General features: G+C 71.4%; 23 protein-coding genes. 17 read left to right on the top strand and 6 right to left on the bottom strand.

Annotated elements, in window-relative coordinates:
• Window positions 1–128 precede the first annotated feature (128 nt).
• From A5481_RS11735 to A5481_RS11755, 5 genes are all read left to right on the top strand, one after another.
• Complete coding sequence (locus A5481_RS11735; RefSeq protein ID WP_048432090.1) at window positions 129–1,322, top strand: divergent polysaccharide deacetylase family protein; 1,194 nt, start codon at window positions 129–131, stop codon at window positions 1,320–1,322.
• A gap of 81 nt (window positions 1,323–1,403) precedes the next feature.
• Window positions 1,404–1,937, top strand: coding sequence for an RNA pyrophosphohydrolase (locus A5481_RS11740; protein ID WP_048432089.1), 534 nt, complete (start codon window positions 1,404–1,406; stop codon window positions 1,935–1,937).
• Between the two features lie 34 nt (window positions 1,938–1,971).
• Window positions 1,972–2,670 (top strand): DUF2939 domain-containing protein, encoded by a 699-nt coding sequence (locus A5481_RS11745; protein WP_048432088.1) that lies wholly within the window; start codon window positions 1,972–1,974, stop codon window positions 2,668–2,670.
• A 158-nt stretch (window positions 2,671–2,828) separates the two neighbouring features.
• Window positions 2,829–3,263, top strand: coding sequence for an Hsp20 family protein (locus tag A5481_RS11750; protein WP_048432087.1), 435 nt, complete (start codon window positions 2,829–2,831; stop codon window positions 3,261–3,263).
• A 91-nt stretch (window positions 3,264–3,354) separates the two neighbouring features.
• On the top strand, window positions 3,355–3,621 hold the full coding sequence (locus tag A5481_RS11755) for a BQ00720 family protein (RefSeq protein ID WP_048432086.1): 267 nt from the start codon (window positions 3,355–3,357) through the stop codon (window positions 3,619–3,621).
• A 14-nt stretch (window positions 3,622–3,635) separates the two neighbouring features.
• Here A5481_RS11755 and A5481_RS11760 read toward each other — a convergent pair whose 3' ends face one another.
• Window positions 3,636–4,397: an alpha/beta hydrolase gene (locus A5481_RS11760; protein ID WP_048432085.1), complete on the bottom strand. Its 762-nt coding sequence runs from the start codon at window positions 4,395–4,397 to the stop codon at window positions 3,636–3,638.
• 226 nt (window positions 4,398–4,623) lie between these two features.
• Here A5481_RS11760 and A5481_RS11765 point away from each other — a divergent pair, with 226 nt between their 5' ends.
• Together A5481_RS11765 and infC are read left to right on the top strand one after the other, a co-directional pair.
• Window positions 4,624–5,856 (top strand): glycosyltransferase family 4 protein, encoded by a 1,233-nt coding sequence (locus A5481_RS11765; protein ID WP_082172927.1) that lies wholly within the window; start codon window positions 4,624–4,626, stop codon window positions 5,854–5,856.
• Between the two features lie 227 nt (window positions 5,857–6,083).
• Window positions 6,084–6,605: a translation initiation factor IF-3 gene (gene infC, locus A5481_RS11770; protein ID WP_063928361.1), complete on the top strand. Its 522-nt coding sequence runs from the start codon at window positions 6,084–6,086 to the stop codon at window positions 6,603–6,605.
• A 127-nt stretch (window positions 6,606–6,732) separates the two neighbouring features.
• Here infC and A5481_RS11775 read toward each other — a convergent pair whose 3' ends face one another.
• Entirely contained in the window at window positions 6,733–8,997 is a 2,265-nt protein-coding gene (locus A5481_RS11775) for an amylo-alpha-1,6-glucosidase (RefSeq protein ID WP_082172926.1), read from the bottom strand.
• Between the two features lie 329 nt (window positions 8,998–9,326).
• Entirely contained in the window at window positions 9,327–10,457 is a 1,131-nt protein-coding gene (locus tag A5481_RS11780) for a glycosyltransferase family 4 protein (RefSeq protein ID WP_048432081.1), read from the bottom strand.
• Between the two features lie 349 nt (window positions 10,458–10,806).
• Here A5481_RS11780 and rpmI point away from each other — a divergent pair, with 349 nt between their 5' ends.
• From rpmI to A5481_RS11820, 8 genes are all read left to right on the top strand, one after another.
• Complete coding sequence (gene rpmI / locus A5481_RS11785; RefSeq protein ID WP_007561407.1) at window positions 10,807–11,010, top strand: 50S ribosomal protein L35; 204 nt, start codon at window positions 10,807–10,809, stop codon at window positions 11,008–11,010.
• A gap of 66 nt (window positions 11,011–11,076) precedes the next feature.
• Complete coding sequence (rplT, locus tag A5481_RS11790) at window positions 11,077–11,454, top strand: 50S ribosomal protein L20 (RefSeq protein ID WP_048428158.1); 378 nt, start codon at window positions 11,077–11,079, stop codon at window positions 11,452–11,454.
• Window positions 11,455–11,626: 172 nt separating this feature from the next.
• A complete protein-coding gene (gene pheS / locus A5481_RS11795; RefSeq protein ID WP_048432080.1) occupies window positions 11,627–12,709 on the top strand; it encodes a phenylalanine--tRNA ligase subunit alpha in 1,083 nt (360 codons plus the stop codon).
• A 25-nt stretch (window positions 12,710–12,734) separates the two neighbouring features.
• Window positions 12,735–13,049, top strand: a complete 315-nt coding sequence (locus tag A5481_RS11800) for a hypothetical protein (RefSeq protein WP_048432079.1) — start codon at window positions 12,735–12,737, stop codon at window positions 13,047–13,049.
• Between the two features lie 8 nt (window positions 13,050–13,057).
• Window positions 13,058–13,534, top strand: coding sequence for a hypothetical protein (locus A5481_RS11805; RefSeq protein WP_048432078.1), 477 nt, complete (start codon window positions 13,058–13,060; stop codon window positions 13,532–13,534).
• 18 nt (window positions 13,535–13,552) lie between these two features.
• Window positions 13,553–15,976, top strand: coding sequence for a phenylalanine--tRNA ligase subunit beta (gene pheT, locus A5481_RS11810; RefSeq protein WP_048432077.1), 2,424 nt, complete (start codon window positions 13,553–13,555; stop codon window positions 15,974–15,976).
• Window positions 15,977–16,034: 58 nt separating this feature from the next.
• Window positions 16,035–16,958 carry a YecA family protein gene (locus tag A5481_RS11815; RefSeq protein ID WP_048432076.1) on the top strand — a complete coding sequence of 308 codons (924 nt, stop codon included), beginning with the start codon at window positions 16,035–16,037 and terminating at the stop codon, window positions 16,956–16,958.
• 866 nt (window positions 16,959–17,824) lie between these two features.
• Window positions 17,825–19,822, top strand: a complete 1,998-nt coding sequence (locus A5481_RS11820; RefSeq protein WP_048432075.1) for a methyl-accepting chemotaxis protein — start codon at window positions 17,825–17,827, stop codon at window positions 19,820–19,822.
• Window positions 19,823–19,948: 126 nt separating this feature from the next.
• On the opposite strand, the gene A5481_RS11825 is transcribed toward A5481_RS11820, so the two are convergent.
• Together A5481_RS11825 and A5481_RS11830 are read right to left on the bottom strand one after the other, a co-directional pair.
• Window positions 19,949–20,368, bottom strand: coding sequence for a hypothetical protein (locus A5481_RS11825; RefSeq protein WP_053082221.1), 420 nt, complete (start codon window positions 20,366–20,368; stop codon window positions 19,949–19,951).
• Window positions 20,369–20,523: 155 nt separating this feature from the next.
• A complete protein-coding gene (locus tag A5481_RS11830; RefSeq protein ID WP_048432074.1) occupies window positions 20,524–21,303 on the bottom strand; it encodes a HesA/MoeB/ThiF family protein in 780 nt (259 codons plus the stop codon).
• A 119-nt stretch (window positions 21,304–21,422) separates the two neighbouring features.
• Here A5481_RS11830 and dapE point away from each other — a divergent pair, with 119 nt between their 5' ends.
• Both dapE and A5481_RS11840 read left to right on the top strand, forming a co-directional pair.
• The gene (gene dapE, locus A5481_RS11835; protein WP_048432073.1) at window positions 21,423–22,625 is read left to right on the top strand and encodes a succinyl-diaminopimelate desuccinylase; all 1,203 of its coding nucleotides are present in this window, start codon (window positions 21,423–21,425) and stop codon (window positions 22,623–22,625) included.
• Between the two features lie 53 nt (window positions 22,626–22,678).
• A complete protein-coding gene (locus A5481_RS11840; RefSeq protein ID WP_048432072.1) occupies window positions 22,679–23,248 on the top strand; it encodes a hypothetical protein in 570 nt (189 codons plus the stop codon).
• A gap of 27 nt (window positions 23,249–23,275) precedes the next feature.
• Here the strand turns inward: A5481_RS11840 and A5481_RS11845 are convergent, their stop codons facing one another.
• On the bottom strand, window positions 23,276–23,833 hold the full coding sequence (locus tag A5481_RS11845) for a coiled-coil domain-containing protein (RefSeq protein WP_048432071.1): 558 nt from the start codon (window positions 23,831–23,833) through the stop codon (window positions 23,276–23,278).
• Window positions 23,834–23,852 lie beyond the last annotated feature (19 nt).

Raw genomic sequence — 23,852 nt, forward strand, 5'->3', positions numbered from 1 at the left:
CCGCGGCACGCCGCGGGCGCCTGCCTTAACGTCGCGTTTACCACGAAGGCCCGCAATACCGGTCGAACGACCGGCGCTGCGGGCCTTCCGCTTTGTGGCAGCGACACGGTCGCGGGACCTTAACGCCTGTGCCGCTCGCGTCCGACACCATCCTGACCCGTCCCCTCGGGCTGCGGGACGAGGCGACCGCCCGCGCGGTGCGCTGGCGTGCCGCCCTGCGGCCGCGGGTCCTCGCCGCCGCCGCCCTCGGCGCGAGCGCTATCGCGCTCGCGGCCTTTCTCGCCCTCGGCGACGATCCGCTCGCCGGCGAGCCCTACGTCGTCGCGACGATCGCGATGCGGGCGCCGAGCGCCCCCGTGCCCGAACCGGCGGTGCCGGCGCGCCCCGATCCGGCGAGCCGCAGCGCCGACGAGGTCGAGCGGGCCTCCGGCGTCGCGGTCAGCCGGCCCGACGGCACGGCCGCGCCGGATTCGGTGGTGATCCGGGTGCAGGGCAGCGGCCCGGTCCAGCTCAAGCCCGCCCCCGATCCGCGCCTCACCGAGCGCGGCCGCTACGGGGTGCTGCCGAGGATCGGCCCGGACGGGGCCCGGCCCCTCGACGTCTATGCCCGCCCGGAGGCCGCCGGGCTGGAGCGGGGCGGGGCGGTCGCGGGCCGCATCGCGCTCGTGGTGTCGGGCCTCGGCATCGGCCAGGCGGCGACCCAGGAGGCGGTGCAGCGGCTGCCGCCGGCGGTGACGCTCGCCTTCGCGCCCTACGGCGCCGACGTCACCCGCAGCGCCGCCCGGGCCCGCGAGGCCGGGCACGAGGTGATGGTGCAGGCACCGATGGAGCCGTTCGACTATCCCGACAACGATCCCGGCCCCCAGACCCTGCTGGTCGGCGCGAGGCCGGCCGAGAACCTCGACCGGCTCGCCTTCGTGCTCGCCCGGGTGCCGGGCGCGATCGGGGTGATGAACTTCATGGGCGCGCGCCTCACCGGCGAGGCGGTCGCCCTCGAGCCGGTCCTGCGCGAGATCGGCGGGCGCGGCCTCGGCTTCCTCGACGACGGCACCTCGCCGCGCTCGCTCGCCCGCGAGGTCGGCCGCAAGGCCAAGGTCCCGGTCGCCCGGGCCGAGAGCGTCGTCGACGCGGTGCCGCGGCCGGACGCCATCGACCGCGAGCTCGCCCGCCTGGAGGAGACGGCGCGCAAGTCGGGCTTCGCCCTCGGCTCGGCGACCGCCCTGCCGCTCTCGATCGACCGCATCGCCCGCTGGGCGCGGGACCTCGAGGCCCGCGGCATCCTGCTGGTGCCGGCCAGCCGAGCCATGCGCTCCGCACCCTGACGCGCCGCGTCCGGCCCGCTCGCCCCGCATTTTCCTCAAGGGTACGGTCCACAGGCCGGGAAATTGCTCTAAGGTCGCCCCATGGCATCGCTTCACCGTCCCGAGACCGCGCTCGCCGGCCTTCCGTACCGGCCCTGCGTCGGCATCGCCCTGTTCAACCGCGACGGCCTGGTCTTCGCCGGGCATCGCCGGCACGAGTCGGCCGATCTCGGCGCCCATGCCTGGCAGATGCCGCAGGGCGGCATCGACGAGGGCGAGGCGCCGCGCGACGCCGCGCTGCGCGAGCTCTACGAGGAGACCAACGTGGCCCCCGGCTCCGTGCGCCTGCTGGCCGAGGCGCCGGGCTGGTACTCCTACGACCTCCCGGTCGTCGCGGCGGGCCGGCCCTGGAAGGGGCGCTACCGCGGCCAGACCCAGAAATGGTTCGCCTTCGCGTTCGACGGCGACGAGCGCGAGATCGACATCCTGCGGCCGGGCGGGGGCGCCCACAAGGCGGAGTTCGACGGCTGGCGCTGGGAACCGCTCGCCAATCTCGCCGCGCTGGTCATCCCGTTCAAGCGCCCGGTCTACGAGCAGGTGATCGCCGCCTTCGCCCACCTCGCGCGTCCGGCGTGACGGTGCCCGCGCGCCCTCCCGTCCGCGGGATGTCATGACGCGCTGGTGGCTCTGCGGCCTGGGTGTCGTGCTCCTGTGGGTCGCCTACGGACTCTCGCCCTACATCGCGCTCTACCGCCTGTCGCAGGCGGTGCAGGCCCACGACGCGGCGGCGGTGGCGCAGCGGGTGAACTTCCGCACCCTGCGGCTGTCCCTGACCAAGCAGGCGCTCGCCGCGGCGGTCGATGCCATCGCGGCCCGCCGCGACCTCTCGGCCCGCGACCGCGCCATTCTGACGGAGGCGAGCGGGGCGCTGGCCGAGCCGCTGGTCGAATCCCTCGTCACGCCCGAGACCCTGATCGATCTCCTCGACGACGGCTGGCCGGTGCGCGCCGGCCTCGCCCGCGACGGGGCCGCCCGCGAGCGGGCCGCCGACACGAGCCCGCCCGGCAACGGCACGACCGTGCTCACCAAGGTTCCGCGCCAGCCTCCGACGCCCGAATGGGGAGCCGGCAAGGACGGGCTTGGCCTGCACGCCTCGACCCTCGGCCAGCTCTTCGCCCTGTTCCGCTCGGCCGAGCCGCGGGGGTTCCGCGGGATCGTGGTGAGCTATCCGCCGGACCGGCCGCTCGAGAACCGCTTCCGCCTGCGCCTGCGCCTGCGCGGCTGGACCTGGCGCCTCGTCGATCTCGAATTGCCGGGTGCGCTCCGCGAGCGCATCAGCCAGCGGCTGACCGGGGCGATGCAGCGGTGACGCCGCGCCGGAGCGGCCGCGCTTCCCCTTGATGCGGCGGGGGGCGCCCCTCATATTTCTGGCATGGGCCGGCGGAGTTGCGGTCGGCCCCGGCGGGCGCTGCGGTTGCGGGCCTGCGACCCATCGAAGTGCCTCCGCAACAGGGCTTCGCCGACACCATGACTCGTCCATCGCCGTTCGGGCATCCGTTCCTGCTGGGCTTCGACGAGATCGAGCAAGCGCTCGACCGCGTCGCCAAGGCGGCCAATGACGGCTACCCGCCCTACAACATCGAACGCTTGCCCCGCACCGAGCGGGAGCCGGAGCGGCTGCGGATCACGCTCGCGGTGGCCGGCTTCACCCGCGACCAGCTCGACGTGACCCTGGAGGAGAGCCAGCTCATCGTCCGCGGCCGCCAGGCCGACGACAAGAGCCGGACCTTCCTGCACCGGGGCATCGCGGCCCGGCAGTTCCAGCGCGCCTTCCTGCTCGCCGACGGCATGGAGGTGCTCGGCGCCGATTTGTCGAACGGCCTGCTCTCGATCGACCTCGCCCGGCCCGAGCCGGAGCGCATCGTGCGACGGATCGACATCGGGTCGCGCGACGCCGAGTGATCGTCCCCATATCGGGATTACGCCGGTCGGCCGGGCCGCTTCGGGGCCCGGCCGATCCACCGTCCTGCTGCCTTTCAGAGGAGGGCGCACCATGTCCGACACCACCCTGACCCTGGATCCCGACACGATGGATCCGAACGCGCTCGCCTCCCTCGGCGAGGGCCACGTGGCCTATATCCGCGCGATGCGCTCGGAGGAGGTCAAGCGCCTCTTCCCGCAGGCCCCGGACCTCACCCCCGGCCTCGACCTGTTCGCCGTGCTCTCGGCGAGCGGCGCCCCGATCCTGCTCACCGACAGCCGCGACGCGGCCTTCGCCAACGCCTGGGCGCACGACCTTCAGGCGCTCAGCGTGCACTGAGCGCCCGCGAGGGCTCAGCCTTCGCGCGGGGCGATCCCCTCGACCGCCGCGACCAGGCGGTCGAGGTCGGCCGGGCCTGAGAGGCGGTGATCGCCCTCTTTCACCAGGGTGAGGACCACGCCCGCCTCCGGCAGCCGCTCGACGAGCCGCAGGGCGTGGCGCCACGGCACGTCCGGGTCGGCCATGCCCTGCAGGATGTGGACCGGGCAGCCGGGATCGATCGGGGCGCCGAGGATCAGGTGCCGGCGCCCGTCCTCGATCAGCGCGCGGGTCACCGGCGTCGGCTCGGGCGCGTATTGCGATCCGCGCTGCCACACCCCGTCGCGCAGGACCTGCGCCCGGATCTCCTCCGGGAACTGCTCCCACATCAGCGCCTCGGTGAAGTCCGTCGCCGGCGCGATCAGCACCAGCCCGGCGGGGCGGACCGCCGCGGCGGCCAGGAGCGCGATCCAGCCGCCCATCGAGGAGCCGACCAGCACCGGGCGTTGCGGCGCCAGGGCGTCGATCACCGCGGTGGCATCGGCGAGCCAGTCCGAGATCGTGCAATCGGCGAAGACGCCCTCCGATTCGCCGTGCCCGGTATAGTCGAAGCGCACGAAGGCGCGGCCGGCTCGCGCCGCCCAGGCGTCCAGCGCCTCGGCCTTGGTGGCGCGCATGTCCGAGCGGAAGCCGCCGAGCCAGACCACCGGCGGGCCGGCGCCCGGGCGCACCAGGGTGGCGAGGCGCCGCCCCCCGGCCGTCAGCATCGTGGCGGGTGGGCGATGGGTGTCGTCCATGCGTTATCCCCGTTATTCCAGCGGCGGCCCTGGTCGCGGGCCGTCCGCGACCAAGGTTTACCGATCCGCAACGGCGCCGGGCGACCTTGATGCATCGTCCCGGTGCGGATCGTGACAGGCGGCTTCTACACCGGGAGCCGCCGGCGCACCCCCAATTCCTGCGCGGAGCGGGCACCGACACGCCGCGAGTGCTGCAATCAGACCCCTGACCCTCACCCGGAGCCCCATGCCGTCGAGCCAGGCCACGCCGTTCCCGGCCGCGAGCCACCCGCTGGCGGGCCGGACCATCCTGCAGATCATCCCGGAGCTCGACGCCGGCGGCGCCGAGCGCACCGCGGTCGACGTGGCGGCGGCGCTCGCCGCCGCGGGCGCCCGGGCGCTCGTCGCCACCGAGGGCGGGCGCCTCGTCGGCGAGCTGCAGGCCAAGGGCGGCGCCTGGGTGCCGTTCCCGGCCCGGACCAAGAACCCGTTCGCGATGGCGCTCAATGTCGGGCGGCTGGCGCGGATCTGCCGGGCCGAGCGGGTCGAGCTGATCCATGCCCGCTCCCGCGCCCCGGCCTGGGTCGCCCTGGGGACGGCCCGGCGGCTGCGCATCCCGTTCGTGACCACCTATCACGGCAGCTATGCCGGCCGCTCGCCGACGAAGCTCCTGTACAATTCGGTGATGGCCCGCGGCGACGCGGTGATCGCCAACTCGCACTTCACCGCCGACGCGATCCGCCGCCTCTTCCCGCAGGTCGCCGGCGAACGGGTGCGGGTGATCCACCGCGGTACCGACCTCGCGGCCTTCGCGGCCGGCCAGGTGGCGCCGCAGCGGGTCGAGGCCCTGCGCCGGGCCTGGGGCGTCGCCCCGCACGAGCGGGTGGTGCTGCTCGCCGCCCGGCTCACCCCGTGGAAGGGCCACCGGGTGATGATCGAGGCGGCCGCCGCCCTGCGCGCCCGCGGGCTGGCCGATTTCACCGTGGTGCTCGCCGGCGATCCGCAGGGCCGCACCGCCTACCTGCGCGAGCTCGACGCGATGATCGCCGCCCACGGTCTCGCGGGCCAGGTCAAGCGGGTCGGCCACTGCGCCGACATGCCGGCGGCCTACCGGGCGGCCTCGGTGGTGGTCGTGCCCTCGACCGAGCCCGAGGCCTTCGGCCGCTCGGCGGTCGAGGCCCAGGCGCTGGGCACGCCGGTGGTGGTCTCGGATCTCGGCGCCGTGCCCGAGACGGTGCTCGCCCCGCCGGAGGTGCCGGTGCACGAGCGCACCGGGTGGCGCGTGCCGGCCGGGGATGCCCAGGCCCTCGCCGGCGCCGTCGCGGAGGCGCTGCAGCTCGGCGCCAGCGCCCGCGACGCCCTGGTGCGCCGCGCCCGGCGCCACGTCGAGACGCACTTCTCCCTGGAGCTGATGCTCGCCGACACCCTGGCGGTCTATGCCGAGCTGCTCGGCACGGCGCCGGTGGGGGAGGGCGCCTGAGGCGCGCGGTCAGGGGCCGTCAAGACCTCACGGATGCTTGACCGGGCCGCAACCAACCCGGCGCCCGGCGAGTTGACAAATCGGGCGATCTCGCCAAGGTGCTAGCGTAACACCCGAGTATGCCCGCGCGGTGGTTCGGGACCGGCCTCGAGGGGCTTTCGGTCCGCGGGCCGCCGCCGGACGACGTGACTGAGGAGATTGAAGCCATTCGCAGACCTATGAGAGCCATGCCGGCCCCGCAGAAGGACGGGCCGCGCGCCAACCGGGACATCCGCGGCGTCCGCGAGGTGCAGCTCATCGACGATACCGGCCAGAACCGCGGCGTCATGGGCTTCTTCGAGGCGCTGCAGGTCGCCGAGGAAGCGGGCCTCGACCTCGTCGAGATCGCGCCGAACTCCGTGCCTCCGGTCTGCAAGCTTCTCGACTATGGCCGCTTCCGCTTCAACGAGCAGAAGAAGCAGGCCGAGGCGCGCAAGCGGCAGAAGACCGTCGAGGTCAAGGAGATCAAGCTCCGGCCCGGCATCGACAAGCACGACTACGAAGTCAAGATGAAGGCCGTGCAGCGGTTCTTCGAGGAAGGCGACAAGGTCAAGGTCACGCTCCGGTTCCGCGGCCGCGAGATGGCGCACCAGGATCTGGGCCTGCGTCTGCTCGAGCGCGTCAAGGCCGAGACCCAGGAAGTCGCCAAGGTGGAGAGCGAGCCGCAGCTCGAAGGCCGCCAGATGATCATGATCCTGGCGCCGCGATAAGGCGGGCGTCTCCGCGCTCTCACCGCGCGGATCGGATCACGGAGCGCTCCAGGCGCGGGCTTCGTCGAGAACCCGCGCGAGGAGCATCGAAGGGCCGGGCATGTCCCGGCCCATCGCATGTCCGGGCCTATTTCAGCAGCACCACCTGCGCGTCGCCGGTCCGGCGCAGCACGTTGACGGTGACGTCGGCGCCGTGGCGGTGCAGCAGCAGGTCGACGTGGCTGTCGCCGAGCTTCAGGTTGCGGATCAGCACGTCGTCGAGGAAGGCCGGCAGGATCGGGTCGCGGAAGCGGATCCGGTTGCGGTCGTGGCGCAGTTCGAGCCCGAGGCAGGCGGCGAGGAACGCGAAGGGCGCGGCCGCCGCCCAGGCCTGCGGACTGCAGGCGACCGGATAGTTCGTCGGCCCGCGCTGCTTGCGCTGGATGAAGCCGCAGAACAGCTCCGGCAGGCGCCGCCCCTCCTGGTAGAGCGAGGCGCCGTGCTGGCCCTCGAACACCCGCGCGGCCTCGGCCTTCAGGCCGTAGCGGGCGAGCCCCAGCGCGATCAGCGCGTTGTCGTGCGGCCAGATCGAGCCGTTGTGGTACGACATCGGGTTGTAGCGCGCCTCGCCGACCGCGATGGTGCGCACGCCCCAGCCGTTGAACCCGTCCTTCGACATCAGCACCGCGGCGACGCTCTCGGCCCGCTCCGGATAGGCGATGCCGGTGAACAGCGCGTGGCCGGCATTCGACGAGCGCACCGCGCAGGGGCGCTTCTCGCCGTCGAGCGCGATGGCGTAGGTGCCGAGTTCGGGCAGGAAGAACTTCTCGTCGAAGGCCTTGCGCAGCCGCTCGGCCTCACCCTTCAGGCGCTCCGCGAGGACGTCGTCGCCCATCAGCGCGGCGAGCTTCGCGGCGCCCTTCTTGGCGGCGTAGACGTAGCCCTGGACCTCGCACAAGGCGATCGGACCCTGCGCCATGCGGCCGTCGGCGTGGAATATCGAATCGTGGCTGTCCTTCCAGCCCTGGTTGGCGAGACCCTTCTCGGTCTCGCGGGCGTACTCGACGAAGCCGTCCTTGTCCCGGTCGCCGTACTCGTCGATCCAGTTCAGCGCCGCCAGGATGTTGGGCCAGATCGCCCGGATGGTCGCCAGGTCGCCGGTCTGCTCGTAATACTGCCCGGCCAGCATCACGAAGAGCGGCGTCGCGTCGATGGTGCCGTAATAGAGGCGGAACGGCACCTCGCCGAGGATGGCCATCTCGCCGTTGCGGGTCTCGTGCAGGACCTTGCCGGGCTGGGCGTCCGCGGCGGGATCGATCGTCGTCGCCTGCGTCGCCGCGAGGTGGCGCAGCACGCCCTTGGCGATCTCGGGATCGATCCACAGCGTCATCATCGCGGTGATAATGCCGTCGCGGCCGAACACCGTGCTGTACCAGGGGATGCCGGCATAGGGGTAGACCCCGTTCGGCGTGCGGCTGAGCAGCATGTAGAGGTCGGCCGTCGCGCGGCAGGCGGCCTCGTTGAACTGGTCGTTCGAGCTCTCGATCGTGGTGATGTTGGCCGTGGCCTTTCGCAGGTCGCGGCGCGCGTCGCGGTAGGCGAGCGCGAAGGTCATGCCCTCGCCCTTCGGATGGCCGTCCTCGCGGCGCGGGCTCGGATAGGCGGCATGGGTGAAGGGCAGGGCGCTGCCGACCACCGCCTCGCCGTCGCGGCTGTGGTCGACCGTGTCGCAGATCGCCCGCACGAAGATCGAGGCGCGCCCGCCGGGGGAGAGCCTGACCTCGAACTCGGCCTTGTGCGCCTCGAGCCGCGCGGGCTTGGGGCCGAAGCGCAGGCGGGTGGTGCGCAGGCGCTTGTCGAGCCCGTCGTAGCGGTACGTCACCTCGTTCTCGGCCGTCACCGCGACGGTGCGGGTGCCGCGATGCGCGCGGTCGCTGCCGCGCACCTCGAACAGGTCGCGGAAATCCGCGTCGAAGGTCAGGGTGACGCGCAGGTGGCGGGGCTTGGTGTCGTAGTTGCGCAGGCCGATGCGGTCGTAGCAGGTGCCGCGAAACAGGAATTTCGTCCGCTCCAGCGCGATGATCTCGCGCGGGATGCTGGTCTCGTCGCCGGCGTCGAGGCGGATGTCGGGGGTGGTCAGGTCGACCGAGAGCGCGCCGTTGTCGTCCTGCACCACCGAGCCGAGCAGCATCGGCCGCTGGCCCTCGACGGTCAGCTCCAGGCGCGACAGGAAGCGCGTGTCCTGGAAGTACAGCCCCTCGGGACCCGGGAACACGCCGATATCGCCGTAGCTGTCGAGCACCGCGAAGGCGTCGCCGTGCTTGAGCGAGCGCAGCTGGCGCTCCACCAGCGAGGTCTGGGCCTCGATGTGGTACTGCGGCAGCGTCTCGTCGTCGGGGGCGGTCGCGACCATCGGCACAGTGTCACTCCTTGGGGCTTCGCTCCGCGAGGCGTCGCGGGGAATCGGGGGCGAGATCGTTCGGGCTCCGGACGGGAAATCCGGGCGGCAGCGGGGAGGCGGCACCCGCGGCGATTCGCGGGTTGGACCCCACGCTAGGGCGAATGTGGGCCATCGTGCGGCGACCGCCAGGGGGGATGTGGCCCGGAGCCGGCCCGTCTTTCAGGCAGGGCCGTCCGGGAGACGGATCTTCGTCGATCGGTCGGGAAGGCTTCGCGCAAGCGAAAGGCCCGGCCCCCTCGCGGGGACCGGGCCTCGTCGTCGTCACGCAGTTGCGAGGCGGATCAGACCGCGCGGAGCACCGGATGCGCCACACCGTTGGCAGCCCCGTTGAGGGCGGCCGGGGCGCCGAGGGTCAGGCCCGGGATCTTGATCGCGTCGAGGTCGCCGGCGAGCAGCGACTCGTAGGCGGCGACGTAGGAGCGGGCCATGACGCTCGCGGTGAAGCGGGTCTCGAAGTAGCGGCGCACGCCCTCGCGGCTCATCGCCTTGCAGGTCTCGACCGCCGCGATGGCCTCGTCCATCGACTCGACCACGACGCCCGAGACGCCGTCCTTGATGACCTCCGGCACGGAGCCGTTGCGCCACGCGATCACCGGCGTCCCCGCCGACATCGCCTCGATCATCACCAGGCCGAAGGGCTCCGGCCAGTCGATCGGGAAGGCGAGCGCCAGGGCGTTGCCGAGGAATTCGTGCTTCTGGTCCTCGTTGATCTCGCCGATATACTCGACGAGCGGGTGATGGGTCATCGGCTCGATGACCTCGTCCCAGTATTCCTGGTCGGCCTTGTCGACCTTGGCGGCGATCTTCAGCTTCACGCCCGAGGCCTTGGCGATCTCGATCGCCCGGTCGGGGCGCTTCTCGGGCGAGATGCGGCCGAGGAAGGCGAGGTAGCCGCCGTCCTTCGGGTTGGCCGAGAAGCGGCAGTTCTCCGCCGGCAGGCCGTGATGGATGGTCTGCAGCCAGTTGGCGTTCTCAGGCATCGGCCCGCGCTGATGGTCGGAGATCGACACGAGCGGCATGCCCGTGAACGTCCGGTAGACCGGCATGAAGTCCGGAACGTCGAGCCGCCCGTGCAGGGTGGTGACGCACTTGTGGTTGAACTCCTCGAACAGCGGGTACTGCAGGAGGTCGATGTGGAAGTGGATGACGTCGAACTCGTCGGCGCGACGGCGCAGGTGGTAGAGCATCGCGAGGTGGCTGGCGACGTGGTCGCGGATGCCGGCGAGGCGCAGGCCCTCCGGGCAGCAGGCGACCAGCTTGGCGCTCGTCTCCGAGTCGCCGCTCGCGAACAGCGTGACGTCGTGGCCCTGCCGGACCAGCTCCTCGGTGAGCCACGAGACGACACGCTCGGTGCCGCCGTAGAACTTCGGCGGAACGGCCTCCGCGAGAGGGGCTACCTGGGCAATGCGCACGACGGATTCTCCTGAGACGCCCAACGATGGCGGGTCACGTTGGGGGGAGTTAAGCAGGATGGGGCCTGAGCGGGACATGAACGAAACCGCGCACCCGAGCTTATGGTTCCGGTGCGGCGCACAACGCTACCGCGAGGGCCGGATCGTTCCCGTGTCACACAGGGCCGCGGCGCCCGACGATGCGACGATTGCGCGATGGCCCGGGCCCTGCTATAGCGCGCGCCTCGCCGAACCGCCCGGCCGTGAGGGCTGCCGTGGCGGTTTGTGTCGCTCCACACCATCGATCGTGCGCGATCGTCGGGACCCGCCCGTGGCGGAATCCCGGTGGAGTTCGCGTCAGGAGAGCAAAATGCCCAAGCTGAAGACCAAGTCGGGCGCCAAGAAGCGCTTCAAGATCACCGGGACCGGCAAGGTCATGTACGCCCAGGCCGGCAAGCGCCACGGCATGATCAAGCGGACCACGAAGCAGATCCGCAACCTGCGCGGCACGACCACCCTGTTCGAGGGCGACGCCGCCAACGTGAAGAAGTACTTCCTGCCGAACGCCCGGTAAGAACCGGCTTCGCTCGAGAAGACGCTTCGTCCCGCATCTGTTTCGTAGAACCCCCAGGAGATCACCATGGCCCGCGTCAAGCGCGGCGTGACCAGCCACGCCAAGCACAAGAAGGTTTTCAAGGCCGCCAAGGGCTATTACGGCCGGCGCAAGAACACGATCCGGATCGCCAAGCAGGCGGTCGAGAAGGGCATGCAATATGCCTACCGCGATCGTAAGAACAAGAAGCGCAACTTCCGCGCCCTGTGGATCCAGCGCATCAACGCCGCGGTCCGTCCGCACGGCCTGACCTACTCGCGCTTCATCGACGGCCTGGCCAAGGCCGGCGTCCAGGTCGACCGCAAGGCGCTCTCCGAGCTCGCCATCCACGAGCCGGCGGCCTTCGTCGCCGTGGTCGAGAAGGCGAAGTCCGCCCTGCCGGCCGAGCTCGTCAAGGCCGCGTAAGCCGTCCTTCGGCCCGCGCCCTCGCGCGGGCCCTTCGGTTCCCTCGACGACCGGACATCACGGCCCGCCCATGCGGGCCGTTTTGCGTTGCGGGGGGCGTATCCCCCGGCCCGGGTTGACGGCGCGGTGCGGCGCGTTGCAGGGCATCGCCTGAGCCCCGATTGAGCAGACCATGACCGATCTCACCAGCCTCGAAACCGATCTCCTCGCCCAGGTCGCCGGCGCCGCCGACGAGCCGGCGCTCGAGGGCGTGCGCGTCGCCGCCCTCGGCAAGAAGGGCGCCGTCTCCGAGCTGCTGAAGAGCTTGGGCGGCATGAGCCCGGAGGCGCGCAAGGAGCAGGGCCCGCTGATCAACGGCCTGCGCGACCGGGTCCAGGGCGCGATCCAGGCGCGGCGCGACACCCTGGCCGAGGCGGCGCTGACGGCGCGGCTCTCCGCCGAGCGGATCGACGTGACGCTCCCGGTGCGCGAGGGCCCGGAGACCCGCGGCCGCATCCACCCGATCACCCAGGTGATGGACGAGATCACGGCGATCTTCGGCGACATGGGCTTCTCGATCGCGGAAGGCCCGGACGTCGAGACCGACGACCTGAACTTCACCGCGCTCAACTTCCCCGAGGGCCATCCGGCCCGGGAGATGCACGACACCTTCTTCCTGCGGCCCGACCGAGACGGGAAGCGCAAGCTCCTGCGCACCCACACCTCGCCGGTGCAGGTCCGCACGATGCGCAATGTCCAGCCGCCGATCCGGGTGATCTGCCCGGGGCGCACCTACCGGCACGATTCCGACCAGACCCACACCCCGATGTTCCACCAGGTCGAGGGCCTGGTGATCGACAAGCAGGCGAACATCTCCCACCTGAAGTGGGTTCTCGAGGAGTTCTGCAAGGCGTTCTTCGAGGTCGACAGCGTGAAGATGCGCTTCCGGCCCTCCTTCTTCCCCTTCACCGAGCCCTCGGCCGAGGTCGACATCCAGTGCTCGCGAAAAGGCGGCGAGATCCGCTTCGGCGAGGGCGACGACTGGCTCGAGATCCTCGGTTGCGGCATGGTCCACCCGAACGTGCTGCGCAATTGCGGCCTCGACCCGGACAGCGTCCAGGGCTTCGCCTGGGGCATGGGCATCGACCGGATCGCGATGCTCAAATACGGCATGCCGGACCTGCGCCCGTTCTTCGAGGCGGATGTCCGCTGGCTCGAGCATTACGGCTTCCGGCCCCTCGACATCCCGAGCCTGGTCGGCGGCCTGACCGGCTGATCCTCCTGCCCTCAAGAGGCGCCCGATGACCGAGACCGAGATCCTGGCGATCACCGACGAGGTCCTGTCTCAGTACCTCGCCGCCTCCGGCTACGAGCGAGCCGAACTGCGCGCCGGCTACAACCACGCCGACGAGCCGTCGTTGTTCGTCACCGCCCATTTCAAGCCCGAATCGGGCTTGCCCGGGGGGAGTGAAGTCAACGCCGCACACGCGGCGCTGCGGATGGCTTTGTGGGGCAAGGGGGAGGAGCGCTTTCCCTATCTCGATTTCCGGTTCCCCGGCGACGAAATCTTGGGCGACCAGGAAGAGGATTACCAAGACGAGGAAGAGAACGCCTGATGCCACGCTTGGGCAATCCCCTCGTCTACGATCTTCTCGAAGTCGCTGAAGCGCTGTCCGAGCAGCGCGGGCGCCGCAACCTGGAGAAGGCGGCAATGCGGCGCTCTGTCAGCACCGCCTATTACGCCGTTTTTCACGGCCTCTGCTTCGTCTCCACCCGTGCGCTCGGAATGTGGCGGCGCGACGCCGCGGTGACGGAGCCGATCTATCGGCTGCTCGATCACGGCCAGGTCAGGCGGCGCCTGTCCGGGCGCGAGGCGGCTGAACTCGGCCCGGTGATCGTCGGCATCGGTACCATCTTGGCCGATCTGCAGGAGCGCCGGCATTTGGCGGATTACAGCCCGCCGAGCCTTGAGATCAGCCGCGACGTGACTCGCATCGTGGTCGCCCGCGCCCGCAAGACCATCGCCGACCTCGAATCCCTCGACGACGACCAGTGCCGCCGCCTGGCCGTCCTCCTCATCACCAAGGCCCGGCTCGCCTGAGCCGAGAGGTTTAGCCCCATGAAATTCACCCTCTCCTGGCTCAAGGACCACCTCGACACCGACGCCTCCCTCGACGTGATCGTCGAGACGCTGACCCGCATCGGGCTGGAGGTCGAGCGCGTCGAGGACAAGGCGGCGGCGCTTTCGGCCTACCGCATCGCCGCCGTCGTCACCGCCGAGCAGCACCCCAACGCCGACCGGCTGCGGGTCTGCACCGTCGAGACCGGCGAGGGCGCGCCCGTGCAGGTCGTCTGCGGCGCGCCGAACGCGCGGGCCGGCATGAAGACCGTGTTCGCGCCCCCCGGCACCTACGTGCCGGGCAAGAACATCACCCTGTCGGTCGGCGTGATCCGCGGCGTCGAGAGCCGGGGCATGCTGTGCTCGGGCGCCGAGCTCGGCCTGTCGGACGACCATGACGGCATCCTCGATCTGCCCCAGGACGCGCCGGTCGGCCAGCCCTACGCGGCGTTCGCCGGCCTCGACGATCCGGTGATCGAGATCAACCTGACGCCCAACCGCCCCGACTGCACCGGCATCCACGGCATCGCCCGCGACCTCGCGGCGGCCGGCATCGGCACGCTGCGCCGCCAGCAGACCCCGCCGGTGCGGGGGGAGGGGGCATGCCCGGTCTCGGTCACCCGCGACTTCCCGCCTGGGGACGCGCATCTCTGCCCGCTCTTCTCCTTGCGGCTGGTGCGCGGCGTGACGAACGGCCCGTCGCCCGAGTGGATGCGCCGGCGCCTCGCCGCGATCGGCCTGCGGCCGATCAATGCGCTCGTCGACATCACCAACTACGTCACCTTCGACCGCGGCCGGCCGCTCCACGTCTTCGACGCCGCCAAGGTGAAGGGCAACCTCACGGTGCGCCGCGCCCGCGACGGCGAGGAGGTGCTGGCCCTCGACGGGCGGACCTACCGGCTCGACGACGGCGCGATCGTCATCGCCGACGAGGCCGGCGTCGAATCGATCGCCGGCATCATGGGCGGGGAGCATTCGGGCTGCGACGAGGGCACGACCGACGTGCTGATCGAATCCGCCCTGTGGGATCCGCTGACCATCGCCCGCACCGGCCGGCGCCTCGGCATCGTCACCGACGCCCGCTACCGCTTCGAGCGCGGGGTCGACCCGGCCTTCGCCCTGCCGGGCCTCGACCTCGCGACGCGGCTGGTGCTCGACCTCTGCGGCGGCACCCCGAGCGAGGCGACCGTGTCGGGCGAGGTGCCGGACACCGACCGCATCATCGACTTCCCGTGGACCGAGGTGCGCCGCCTGTCGGGCCTCGACCTGCCGCGGCCGGAGATGAAGGTGACGCTGGAATCGCTCGGCTTCCACGTCGCCGGCTCCGGCGACCGGGCCAAGGTGCTGTCCCCGTCCTGGCGCCCGGACATCGAGGGCAAGGCCGACCTCGTCGAGGAGATCGTGCGCATCGCCGGGCTCGACCGGATCGAGCCGAAGCCCCTGCCGCGGATCGACGCGACCGTCATCCGCCCGGTGCTGACGGTGATGCAGAAGCGCACCCGGCAGGCCAAGCGCGAATTCGCCGCGCGCGGCCTCGTCGAGGCGGTGACCTGGTCGTTCATCGCGCATGCCGACGCCACGCTGTTCGGCGGCGGCAAGCCGGAGCTGGCGCTGGCCAACCCCATCGCCGCCGACCTCTCGGACATGCGCCCGAGCCTGGTGCCGGGCCTCGCCCGCGCCGCGCAGCACAACGCCGACCGGGGATACGGCGACGTCGCCCTGTTCGAGGTCGGGCAGTGCTTCGCCTCCGACCAGCCCGAGGGCCAGACCACCAAGGCGACGGCGCTCCGGCGCGGCTCGGCCCGCCACGGCGGCGCCGGCCGGCACTGGGACAGCGCGGCGAAGCCCATCGACGCCTTCGAGGCCAAGGCCGACGCGCTGGCGCTGCTCACGGCGCTCGGCGTGCCGACCGGCGGGCTCCAGGTCGTCGCCGGCGGGCCGGACTGGCTGCATCCGGGGCGCTCCGGCACGCTTCAGTTCGGCCCGCGCAACCAGGTCGGGTTCTTCGGCGAGCTGCATCCGCGGGTGCTCAAGGCCCTCGACATCAAGGGCCCGGTGGTGGTCTGCGAGATCACCCTCGACGCCCTGCCGCTGCCGAAGCACCGGCCGACCAAGATGAAGCCGGCGGCGACCCTGCCCGACTTCCAGCCGCTCACCCGCGACTTCGCCTTCGTGGTCTCGCGCGAAGTCGCGGCCGGCGACATCCTGAAGGCGGCGCAAGCCGCCGAGCGCACCCTCGTGACGGGGATCGAGGTGTTCGACGTCTACGAGGGGCCTGGGATCGGCGAGGACCAGAAGTCGGTCGCGGTGGCGGTCCGCCTCCAGCCGACCGACCGCACCCTCACCGACGCGGAGATCGAGGCGGTGAGCCAGAAGATCGTCGCCGAGGTGACGCGCAAGACCGGCGCGACCCTGCGCGGCTGACGACGAGACCTCCGGCGGTGCGAGCCGCGCCGCCGGAGACGCAGACCAGGAGGCGGGCATGGCGGATACCGATCTGATCCGGGAACTCTCGGCGGCGACCTACCTGCCGGCGGAGGCCCTGGAACGGGCGCGGGCGGCACCGGGCTCGATCGCCGAGCCGGTCCTGGCGATCCTCGAGCGTGCCGCCGACGGCGAGGGCGAGGCGCTGACCGAGCCCGAGCGGACCCTGCTGTTCTGGGGCGTCCACGTCCTGGCCTCGGCCCGGGATACCCGGATTCACGCCGCCCTGATGCGCCTCCTGCGCCGCGACGACGACGCGATCGCGGCGGCCCTCGGGGAGGATTACCCGACCACGCTCGCGGGCCTCGTCGCCGGCAGCTTCGACGGCGATGCCGAGCGCCTGGTCGCTGCCATCGCCGGCGAGGCGCCCGTCGGCATGGCGCGGATGCAGCTCTTCCATGCCCTCGCGCTGCTGACCGCCGACGGCCGCATCGACCGCGAGGCGGTGAAGGCGTTCCTGCTGCGCTTCGACGACGCGCGCTCGGCCCCGCCCGACGCGGAGGAGGTCTGGCAGGGCTGGGAGGACGCTGTCTCGCTGCTGGGCTTCGACGACCTCGTCCCCCGCCTCAGGACGGCCCGCAAGGACGGCCGCAACGCCGGCACCATCGTCGGCTGGGAGACGGTGCAGGAGACCCTGAAGGAGGCTCGCCTGCGTCCGAAGAGCCGCGAGCGCTTCGACGACCTGCTGATCGACTACCTCGACGACCCGGTCGCGGCGCTCGACTACACCCGCGAAGGCGCCTACGACCACCTGCCGGACCTCGACGAGGACGGCGTGCCGATCCCGGAGCGCAATCCCTATCGCGACGTCGGCCGCAACGATCCCTGCCCCTGCGGCAGCGGCAAGAAGTTCAAGAAGTGCTGCCTCGACAAGGTCGAACAGGGCCAGGCCGCCCTGCCGCCGCTGCCGCCCCTGCGCTGAGAGCCGGTCCGTCCCGCTCCCCCGCAGGGGACCGGGCCGGTCTGCGCGTCGTGACGCGATTCGCCGGAGGCCGCCTTCAGAACTCGCGTCAGCCTCCGATCCGTGATCGCCGGCAGCCCGAGACCCGTACGAGCGATTGTCGCAATCGGTAAAATTAGGCCATCAAGGACATTCAGCACTCCCGCCTCGTGCTGACGTACCTGTTTGACCGGCTTTTCTATCGTTGAAATCTTGATGGTCAGGGATACCTTACGGTCTCGCTTCATCCTGAGGTGTCGGTCGGTCGAACATCGGCCAACCTTGAAGACGGTATCCATTAGCCTCCGCGATCCCTGGAGCCCTCCATCGAGGCCTCCGCTCCGCTGCGGTACCTCAGGATCAGGGTGAGGGTTGGGTATGCCTTGCCGTTTGCGGCTTCATGAGAGACGAGTCCGCTGAAACAGGCGCTTGGCACGCCCGAATGGGCGTCGGCGCTGATGCGTCGAACGCCTTCGCGTCGACGTGGCGATGCGAAAGCGCGCGAGTATGAGGCGCCAAATGATCAGAGATTGACTGACAACGTGAATGGTATAAATTGTAAGATATCTTGATTATACCTAGATACTACGACACAATGATCTGCATCAGTCGAATCCGGGGCTCGACCAGCAGTCGGACGGGACGTCCGGCGACCCGGGACCAGCGACGGGGACGATCGACACTGGAGCGCTGGATTCCCCAGGGAAGAAAACCAATCGCGCACGATCGACGTCTGTCTTATATAAGATTTAATTCCTATTTTGAAAAAAATTTCGACATTTTCATGAAATATTTTGTAATCTGACGCAGCGTCCGTCCCATACCAATCTCAGGTCATGGAACGCTCGATGAGAATCCAAATGCGGGCGCGCCTGTATGGCGGTTTCACGCTCCTGGCGATCCTCGCCGCCGTGATGGGCGGGCTCTCCTATCGGCAGCTCGACGGCCTCGACGACACGTACCGGGCCAAAGGACGGATCGAGCAGGCGGCGCGCGAGCTGTTCACGCTGAACGGCCGGATCGACCGCTTCAGGACCCAGGCCACCGAGTACAGGACGATGCAGACGCCGGAGGCGGAATCCGGGATGCGGTCGAGCTTGGGCGACATGACCCCGCTCGCCGACGGCCTCGCCCAGCGGGCGATGACCGAGGAGCGGCGCGCGCTCTACCTCGACCTCGGCCGGCAGGCGCGCGCGCTCGCCGCCGAGATCCCGCGGGTGGTCGCGCTCGGCACGCAGATCCGCGACAACAAGGCCGGCGTCTACACCTCGGGCGACGACCTGACGAAGGCCTCGGGCATTCTCGTCGCCCAGCTCCGGGCGGGAGCCGACGAGGCGATGCTGGCGCAGGCGGTGGAGATCGAGCGCACCCTGCTGCTGTTCCGCGTCATGAACTGGCGCTTCCTGGCGACCACCGATCCGAAGACCCGGGCGCTCTCGGCCGGACAGTTCACCAGCGCCGAGGCGACGATCGCGAAGCTGAAGGGGCTCACGCTGACGCCGGCACAGCGCCGGGATCTCGGCACGGTCGAGGAGGCCCTGCAGCGCCTCAACCGGCACATCACGGCGGCGGCCGCGGCGATGCTGGAGAGCGAGGCGCTGTTCCGCGAGAGCATCAAGCCCAAGGCGGAGGCCTTCGCGGCCGCCGGCACGGCGATGCGCAAGACGCTGGTGGAGGTCGTCAGCGAGATCGACGCCCGCAGCACCGCCACGATGGCGACGGCCAAGCGGGTGCAGCTCGCGCTCCTCGCCCTCATCCTCGGTCTCAGCGCCGCCCTGGCCGTCCTGATCGGCCGCAGCATCACCCGGCCGGTCGCCGGCATGACCCGGGCGATGAGCCGCCTCGCCGCCGGCGAGACCGCGACCGCGATCCCCTCGCAGGACGCCACCGACGAAATGGGCGAGATGGCCCGCGCCGTGGAGATCTTTCGCCGCAACGCCGTGGAGCGCCTCGCCCTCGAGGCCGACCGCGAGGCGCAGGCCTCCGCCCGCCAGCGTCGCGCCGACCGGGTCGACGCGCTCATCACCGCCTTCCAGCAGCGGGTCGCCGGCTCGCTGGCGATCGTCACCTCCGCCGCCTCGGAGCTCGACGCCACCGCCCGCTCGATGACCCAGGTCGCAGACGGCACCAACGCCCAGGCGGTCGCCTCCAGCACCGCCGCCGAGGAGACCTCGGCCAACGTCCAGACCGTCGCGGCAGCGGCGGAGGAGATGGTGGCCTCGCTGGGCGAGATCGAGCGGCAGGTGATCCATTCGCGCGAGGTCGCCGGCCACGCCGCGCACGAGGCCGAGGCCACCAACGCCGCCATGGCGAGCTTGAGCACAGCGGCGAGCCAGATCGGCGCCGCCGTCACCACGATCTCGGCCATCGCCAGCCAGACCAACCTGCTCGCCTTGAACGCCACCATCGAGGCGGCGCGGGCCGGCGAGGCGGGGCGCGGCTTCGCGGTCGTCGCCGCCGAGGTCAAGGAACTCGCCGGCCAGACGGCGCGGGCAACCGAGGAGATCAGCGGGCAGATCGGCGCGATCCAGGCCGCCACCGCCCAGGCGAGCACCACCATCCGGCAGATCGGCGGCACCATCGCCACGCTGAACGAGATCAGCGGCGCCATCGCGGCGACGGTGGTCGAGCAGAATGCCGCGACGGCGGAAATCTCCCGGAACGCGAACCAGGCGGCGCGCGGCACCCAGGACGTCTCGCTGAGCGTCGCCCGGGTCCTGAGCCTGGCCGACGAGACCGGCGGCGCGGCGTCCCAGGTGCTCACCGCCGCCGCCGAGCTGGCGACGCAGTCCCTGGCCGTCAAGCAGGAGGTCGACGGCTTCCTCGGCGACATACGGGCGGCGTGAGCGGGACCGGGCCAGGAGCGGCGCCCGATCGCGCTGCGCTCGGACGCTGCTCGAGGCCTTCGATGGTGCCGCATGGTCTTCGACGGGCGGGTGTCCGCTTCGCCGGACGATGCTCTCGCGGGCGGCTCACCGCGCGTAGGAGAACGTCCGGCAGAGGCCCGGACCGGATTCGGCGGACGGGCGGGCCTCGCCGCCGAAGACCGCGAGGGTCAGCCTGCGGCCGTCGTCGCGCCGATAGGCGACGATCCAGCGGACCGGCACGCCGCATAGGGTGTTGCCGTGCAGGAGCACTGGATCGGCCGGCTTCGTCACCGCGAGGATGCGGGCCGGCGCCGGGCCCGCCACGGTGCCGAAATCCGCGACGTCGGCGGCGACGGCGAGCGGCAAGGTCCGGCCCGCCGCGACGAGCCGCGCGGGCGACAGCGCGATGTCGCCCGTGATCGCCATGGCGGTCTTGCTCAGGGCCGACCAATGTTCGACTTCAGGTGCCGCACGGGAAGGGACGGCCGCGAGCATCGCGGCGGCGACCAGACCGGTCCGGATCATGCCAACCTCCCGACGAAACCCGCACCCCGCGCGGCGCATCCGCCACGGGACGGGGATCGCCCGCGCGCCGATCCCGCATATTGCCGCGAGCGGCAGCTTCGTACCATCTCGCGACGGCTCCGGGTCCGGGCTGCCCGCCGCCGGATCCGGCGGCCTCACGCCTCCGTCCCGTTCAACGGGTTGCCCGGGTCCCAGGCGTAGGACAGGGTCTCGAAGCGGAGCGAACGGGCATCCACCATGAGCAGGCGGCCGACCAGGGGCTCGCCGAAGCCGGTCACGGCCCGGATCACCTCCAGCGCCATCAGCGAGCCCATCAGGCCGGCAAGCGCGCCCAGCACCCCGGCCTCGGCGCAGGTCGGGACCGAGCCGGCCGGCGGCGGGCTCGGGAACAGGCAGCGATAGGTCGGGTTCGGCCGGCCGTCCGCCCCGGTCTCGTGGGCGCGGATGGTGGTGAGCGAACCGTCGAACTGGCCGAGCGCCGCCGTCACCAGGGGCCGGCGGGCGCGGTAGCAGGCATCCGAGACGGCGTAGCGGGTGGAAAAATTGTCCGACCCGTCGGCGACGAGGTCGTAGGCCGCGATCAACGCCTCGGCATTCCCGGGGTCGAGGCGGGCGGCGTGGGTCTCGACCCGGACATGGGGGTTGAGGCGGGCCACCGCTTGCGCCGCGCTCTCGACCTTCGGCCGGCCGATATCGGGCGTGCCGTGGATCACCTGGCGCTGCAGGTTCGAGAGCGAGACGGTGTCGTCGTCGACGATGCCGATCGTCCCGAGACCGGCCGCCGCCAGGTACTGGATCAGCGGCGCGCCGAGGCCACCGGCGCCGACCACAAGCACTCGCGCGCCCTTGAGCCGGACCTGGCCGGGGCCGCCGACCTCCCGCAGCACGATGTGGCGGGCGTAGCGTTCGATCTCGTCGGGGCTGAGCGCAGTCATGCAGGACAGGTAAGCGAGACGCCCGTCGCGGGGAAGGCCCCCGGCCCGGGCGGTTCCCAATCCCGGCATTCGGCGCTACCGCTCCGGCGAGAGACCTCCAGCCCCGCGGACCCGACCCCGTGACCGACGCCGCTTTCCCGCCCGCCCGTTCCCCGCTGACCCTGGCCCAGGGCCTGATCCGCTGCCCGTCCGTGACGCCGAGCGAGGGCGGGGCGCTCGCCTACCTCGCGGGAATCCTCGGCCGAGCCGGCTTCGCGGTCGAGCGGCCGGTCTTCTCGGAGGCGGGCACGCCGGACGTCGAGAACCTCTACGCCCGCATCGGCACGGGCCCGTGCCTGCTGTTTGCCGGCCACACCGACGTGGTGCCGCCGGGCGACGCGGCGGCCTGGCGCCACGACCCGTTCGGCGGCACGGTCGAGGGGAGTGAGCTGTTCGGCCGCGGCGCCGTCGACATGAAGGGCGGCATCGCCTGCATGCTGGCGGCGGTGCTGGCCTTCCTGGAGAGGCGCGGCCCGGATTTCGGCGGCGCCATCGCCTTCCTGATCACCGGCGACGAGGAGGGCCCGGCGGTGAACGGCACGGTCAAGCTCCTCGATTGGGCGAAGGCGAGGGGCGAGCGCTTCGCCCATTGCCTGCTCGGCGAGCCGACGAACCCCGACACCCTGGGCGAGATGATCAAGATCGGCCGGCGCGGCTCGCTCACCGGCGACCTCGCCGTGCACGGGGTCCAGGGCCATGTCGCCTATCCCCACCGGGCCGAGAACCCGATCCCCGGCCTCCTGCGCCTGGCGCAGGGGCTTCTGGCCACGCCGCTCGATGCCGGGACAGCGCATTTCGACGCCTCGAACCTCGAATTCACCACCATGGATGTCGGCAATCCGGCGACCAACGTGATCCCGGCCGAGGCGCGGGCGACCTTCAACATCCGCTTCAACGACCTGTGGACGCCCGAGACCCTGGCAGCGGAGTTGCACGACCGCCTCGCTGCCGCCGCCGGCAACACGGTGCGCTACAGCCTCGACCTCCGCCCGACCAATTCCGTGGCGTTCCTGACCCGGCCCGACGCCTTCGTGGAGACGGTCACGGACGCGATCGAGGCCGAGACCGGCCTCCGGCCCGCCCTGTCGACCACCGGCGGCACCTCGGATGCCCGCTTCATCAAGGATGCCTGCCCGGTGATCGAGTTCGGCCTCGTCGGGCAGACCATGCACCAGATCGACGAGCGGGTGGCGGTCGCCGACCTCGACCGGCTGGCGGCGATCTACGGCCGGGTGCTGGACGGCTACTTCCCCGACGCCGCCGCGATGCCCGATCGGGCTTGACCGACATTAGACGAAAGTCGAATCTGGCGATCGCGATTCCGGAGACGCCGCCGATGTTCGTGAGCGCCGACGACCTCGTCCGCTCCCTGCGCGCCACGCTCGGCCTGATCGGCCGGCGGCCGGACGCGCTCCGCCACCTCGACGTGAGCGAGCGCGGCTTCTGGCGCTCGTTCGGGGCGGTCTGGCTGACGGCGCCGGCGGCCACGGTGGCGCTCACCCTGGAACGCGGCACCGGCGCGGCACCGTTCCAGCTCGACCACGTGACGGCGGCGGTGCTGATCGGGCTCGCGGCGGCGTTCCTGCCGGTGCCGCTGGCGATGGTCGGGCTTCTGCGCCGCCTCGACCGGCCCTACGCCTACGTGCCCTTCGTGGTCGTGACCAACTGGCTCCTCGCGGCGGGCCTCGCCGCCCTGGCGCTGCCCGGCTGCCTCCTGGCCCTCGGCCTCGCGACGCCGGGCCTCGCGGCGCTCGAAGCCGGCGCCTTCGCGGTGGTGCTGCTGTGGCTGCACGGCCGCGCCGCCCGGGCGATCCTCGGCCTGCCGGGGCCGGCGGCGGCGCTCGTCACGCTCGCCTGTTTCGGGCTGATCGTCGGCTGCGCCGGCGGGGCGCATGCGCTGGTGTGAGCGGACGTCCGGCCGGCACGGCAGCCGTCAATGGCCGGCGGGCGGCATGTAGCGGAAGGCTGCGACCATGATGCCGATGCCGGCGGCGACCAGGGCGCCGAGCTTCACGGTCATCCGCTGTTCCAGGAGCTTCATGTCGGCCCGGCCCGCCGCCAAACCGAGATCCATGCGGTGAGACAGGTCCGTGACCTTCTGGGACAGGTCCGTGATCTTCGCGTCCAGGCGACCTTCAGTCTCTCGCAGATCCGCCTGCAGTGCAGCCTCACTCCCCCGCAAGTCCGTCCGCAGAGCGACTTCGGTCTTCCGCAAGTCAGTCTGCAGTGCAGCCTGGGTCTCCCGCAAGTCCGTCCGCAAAGCGACCTCGGTCTTCCTCAAGTCAGTCTGGAGTGCGGTCGCGGCCTCTCGCAGGTCGGTCCGAAGCGCGACCTCGGTCTCCCGCAGATCGACCTTCGTCGCGAGCGAAGCCAGATCCGACTCGCGCCCGTCCTTCAGAGCGCCCGTGATCGCTTCGGCCTGGTCCTCCGACAGGCCGGACGCCTCGAGCCGGCGGACCATGGCACAGGTATCGAAGGCGACGGCGGTCATGGTCGGGGGCTCGGCTCCG

The sequence above is a fragment of the Methylobacterium platani genome (assembly GCF_001653715.1).
In the GTDB taxonomy this organism is placed as follows: Bacteria; Pseudomonadota; Alphaproteobacteria; order Rhizobiales; family Beijerinckiaceae; genus Methylobacterium; species Methylobacterium platani.

Bases quoted from the DNA above. Each gene is read 5' to 3' on its own strand.
- A5481_RS11740 (WP_048432089.1), top strand. From the start codon at position 1,404: ATGGCATCGCTTCACCGTCCCGAGACCGCGCTCGCCGGCCTTCCGTAC.
- rplT (WP_048428158.1), top strand. From the start codon at position 11,077: ATGGCCCGCGTCAAGCGCGGCGTGACCAGCCACGCCAAGCACAAGAAG.
- A5481_RS11755 (WP_048432086.1), top strand. From the start codon at position 3,355: ATGTCCGACACCACCCTGACCCTGGATCCCGACACGATGGATCCGAAC.
- A5481_RS11750 (WP_048432087.1), top strand. From the start codon at position 2,829: ATGACTCGTCCATCGCCGTTCGGGCATCCGTTCCTGCTGGGCTTCGAC.
- A5481_RS11815 (WP_048432076.1), top strand. From the start codon at position 16,035: ATGGCGGATACCGATCTGATCCGGGAACTCTCGGCGGCGACCTACCTG.
- A5481_RS11845 (WP_048432071.1), bottom strand. From the start codon at position 23,833: ATGACCGCCGTCGCCTTCGATACCTGTGCCATGGTCCGCCGGCTCGAG.
- pheT (WP_048432077.1), top strand. From the start codon at position 13,553: ATGAAATTCACCCTCTCCTGGCTCAAGGACCACCTCGACACCGACGCC.
- A5481_RS11820 (WP_048432075.1), top strand. From the start codon at position 17,825: ATGAGAATCCAAATGCGGGCGCGCCTGTATGGCGGTTTCACGCTCCTG.
- A5481_RS11800 (WP_048432079.1), top strand. From the start codon at position 12,735: ATGACCGAGACCGAGATCCTGGCGATCACCGACGAGGTCCTGTCTCAG.
- A5481_RS11745 (WP_048432088.1), top strand. From the start codon at position 1,972: ATGACGCGCTGGTGGCTCTGCGGCCTGGGTGTCGTGCTCCTGTGGGTC.
- A5481_RS11830 (WP_048432074.1), bottom strand. From the start codon at position 21,303: ATGACTGCGCTCAGCCCCGACGAGATCGAACGCTACGCCCGCCACATC.
- A5481_RS11775 (WP_082172926.1), bottom strand. From the start codon at position 8,997: ATGGTCGCGACCGCCCCCGACGACGAGACGCTGCCGCAGTACCACATC.
- A5481_RS11825 (WP_053082221.1), bottom strand. From the start codon at position 20,368: ATGATCCGGACCGGTCTGGTCGCCGCCGCGATGCTCGCGGCCGTCCCT.
- A5481_RS11765 (WP_082172927.1), top strand. From the start codon at position 4,624: ATGCCGTCGAGCCAGGCCACGCCGTTCCCGGCCGCGAGCCACCCGCTG.
- infC (WP_063928361.1), top strand. From the start codon at position 6,084: ATGCCGGCCCCGCAGAAGGACGGGCCGCGCGCCAACCGGGACATCCGC.
- A5481_RS11760 (WP_048432085.1), bottom strand. From the start codon at position 4,397: ATGGACGACACCCATCGCCCACCCGCCACGATGCTGACGGCCGGGGGG.
- rpmI (WP_007561407.1), top strand. From the start codon at position 10,807: ATGCCCAAGCTGAAGACCAAGTCGGGCGCCAAGAAGCGCTTCAAGATC.
- A5481_RS11840 (WP_048432072.1), top strand. From the start codon at position 22,679: ATGTTCGTGAGCGCCGACGACCTCGTCCGCTCCCTGCGCGCCACGCTC.
- pheS (WP_048432080.1), top strand. From the start codon at position 11,627: ATGACCGATCTCACCAGCCTCGAAACCGATCTCCTCGCCCAGGTCGCC.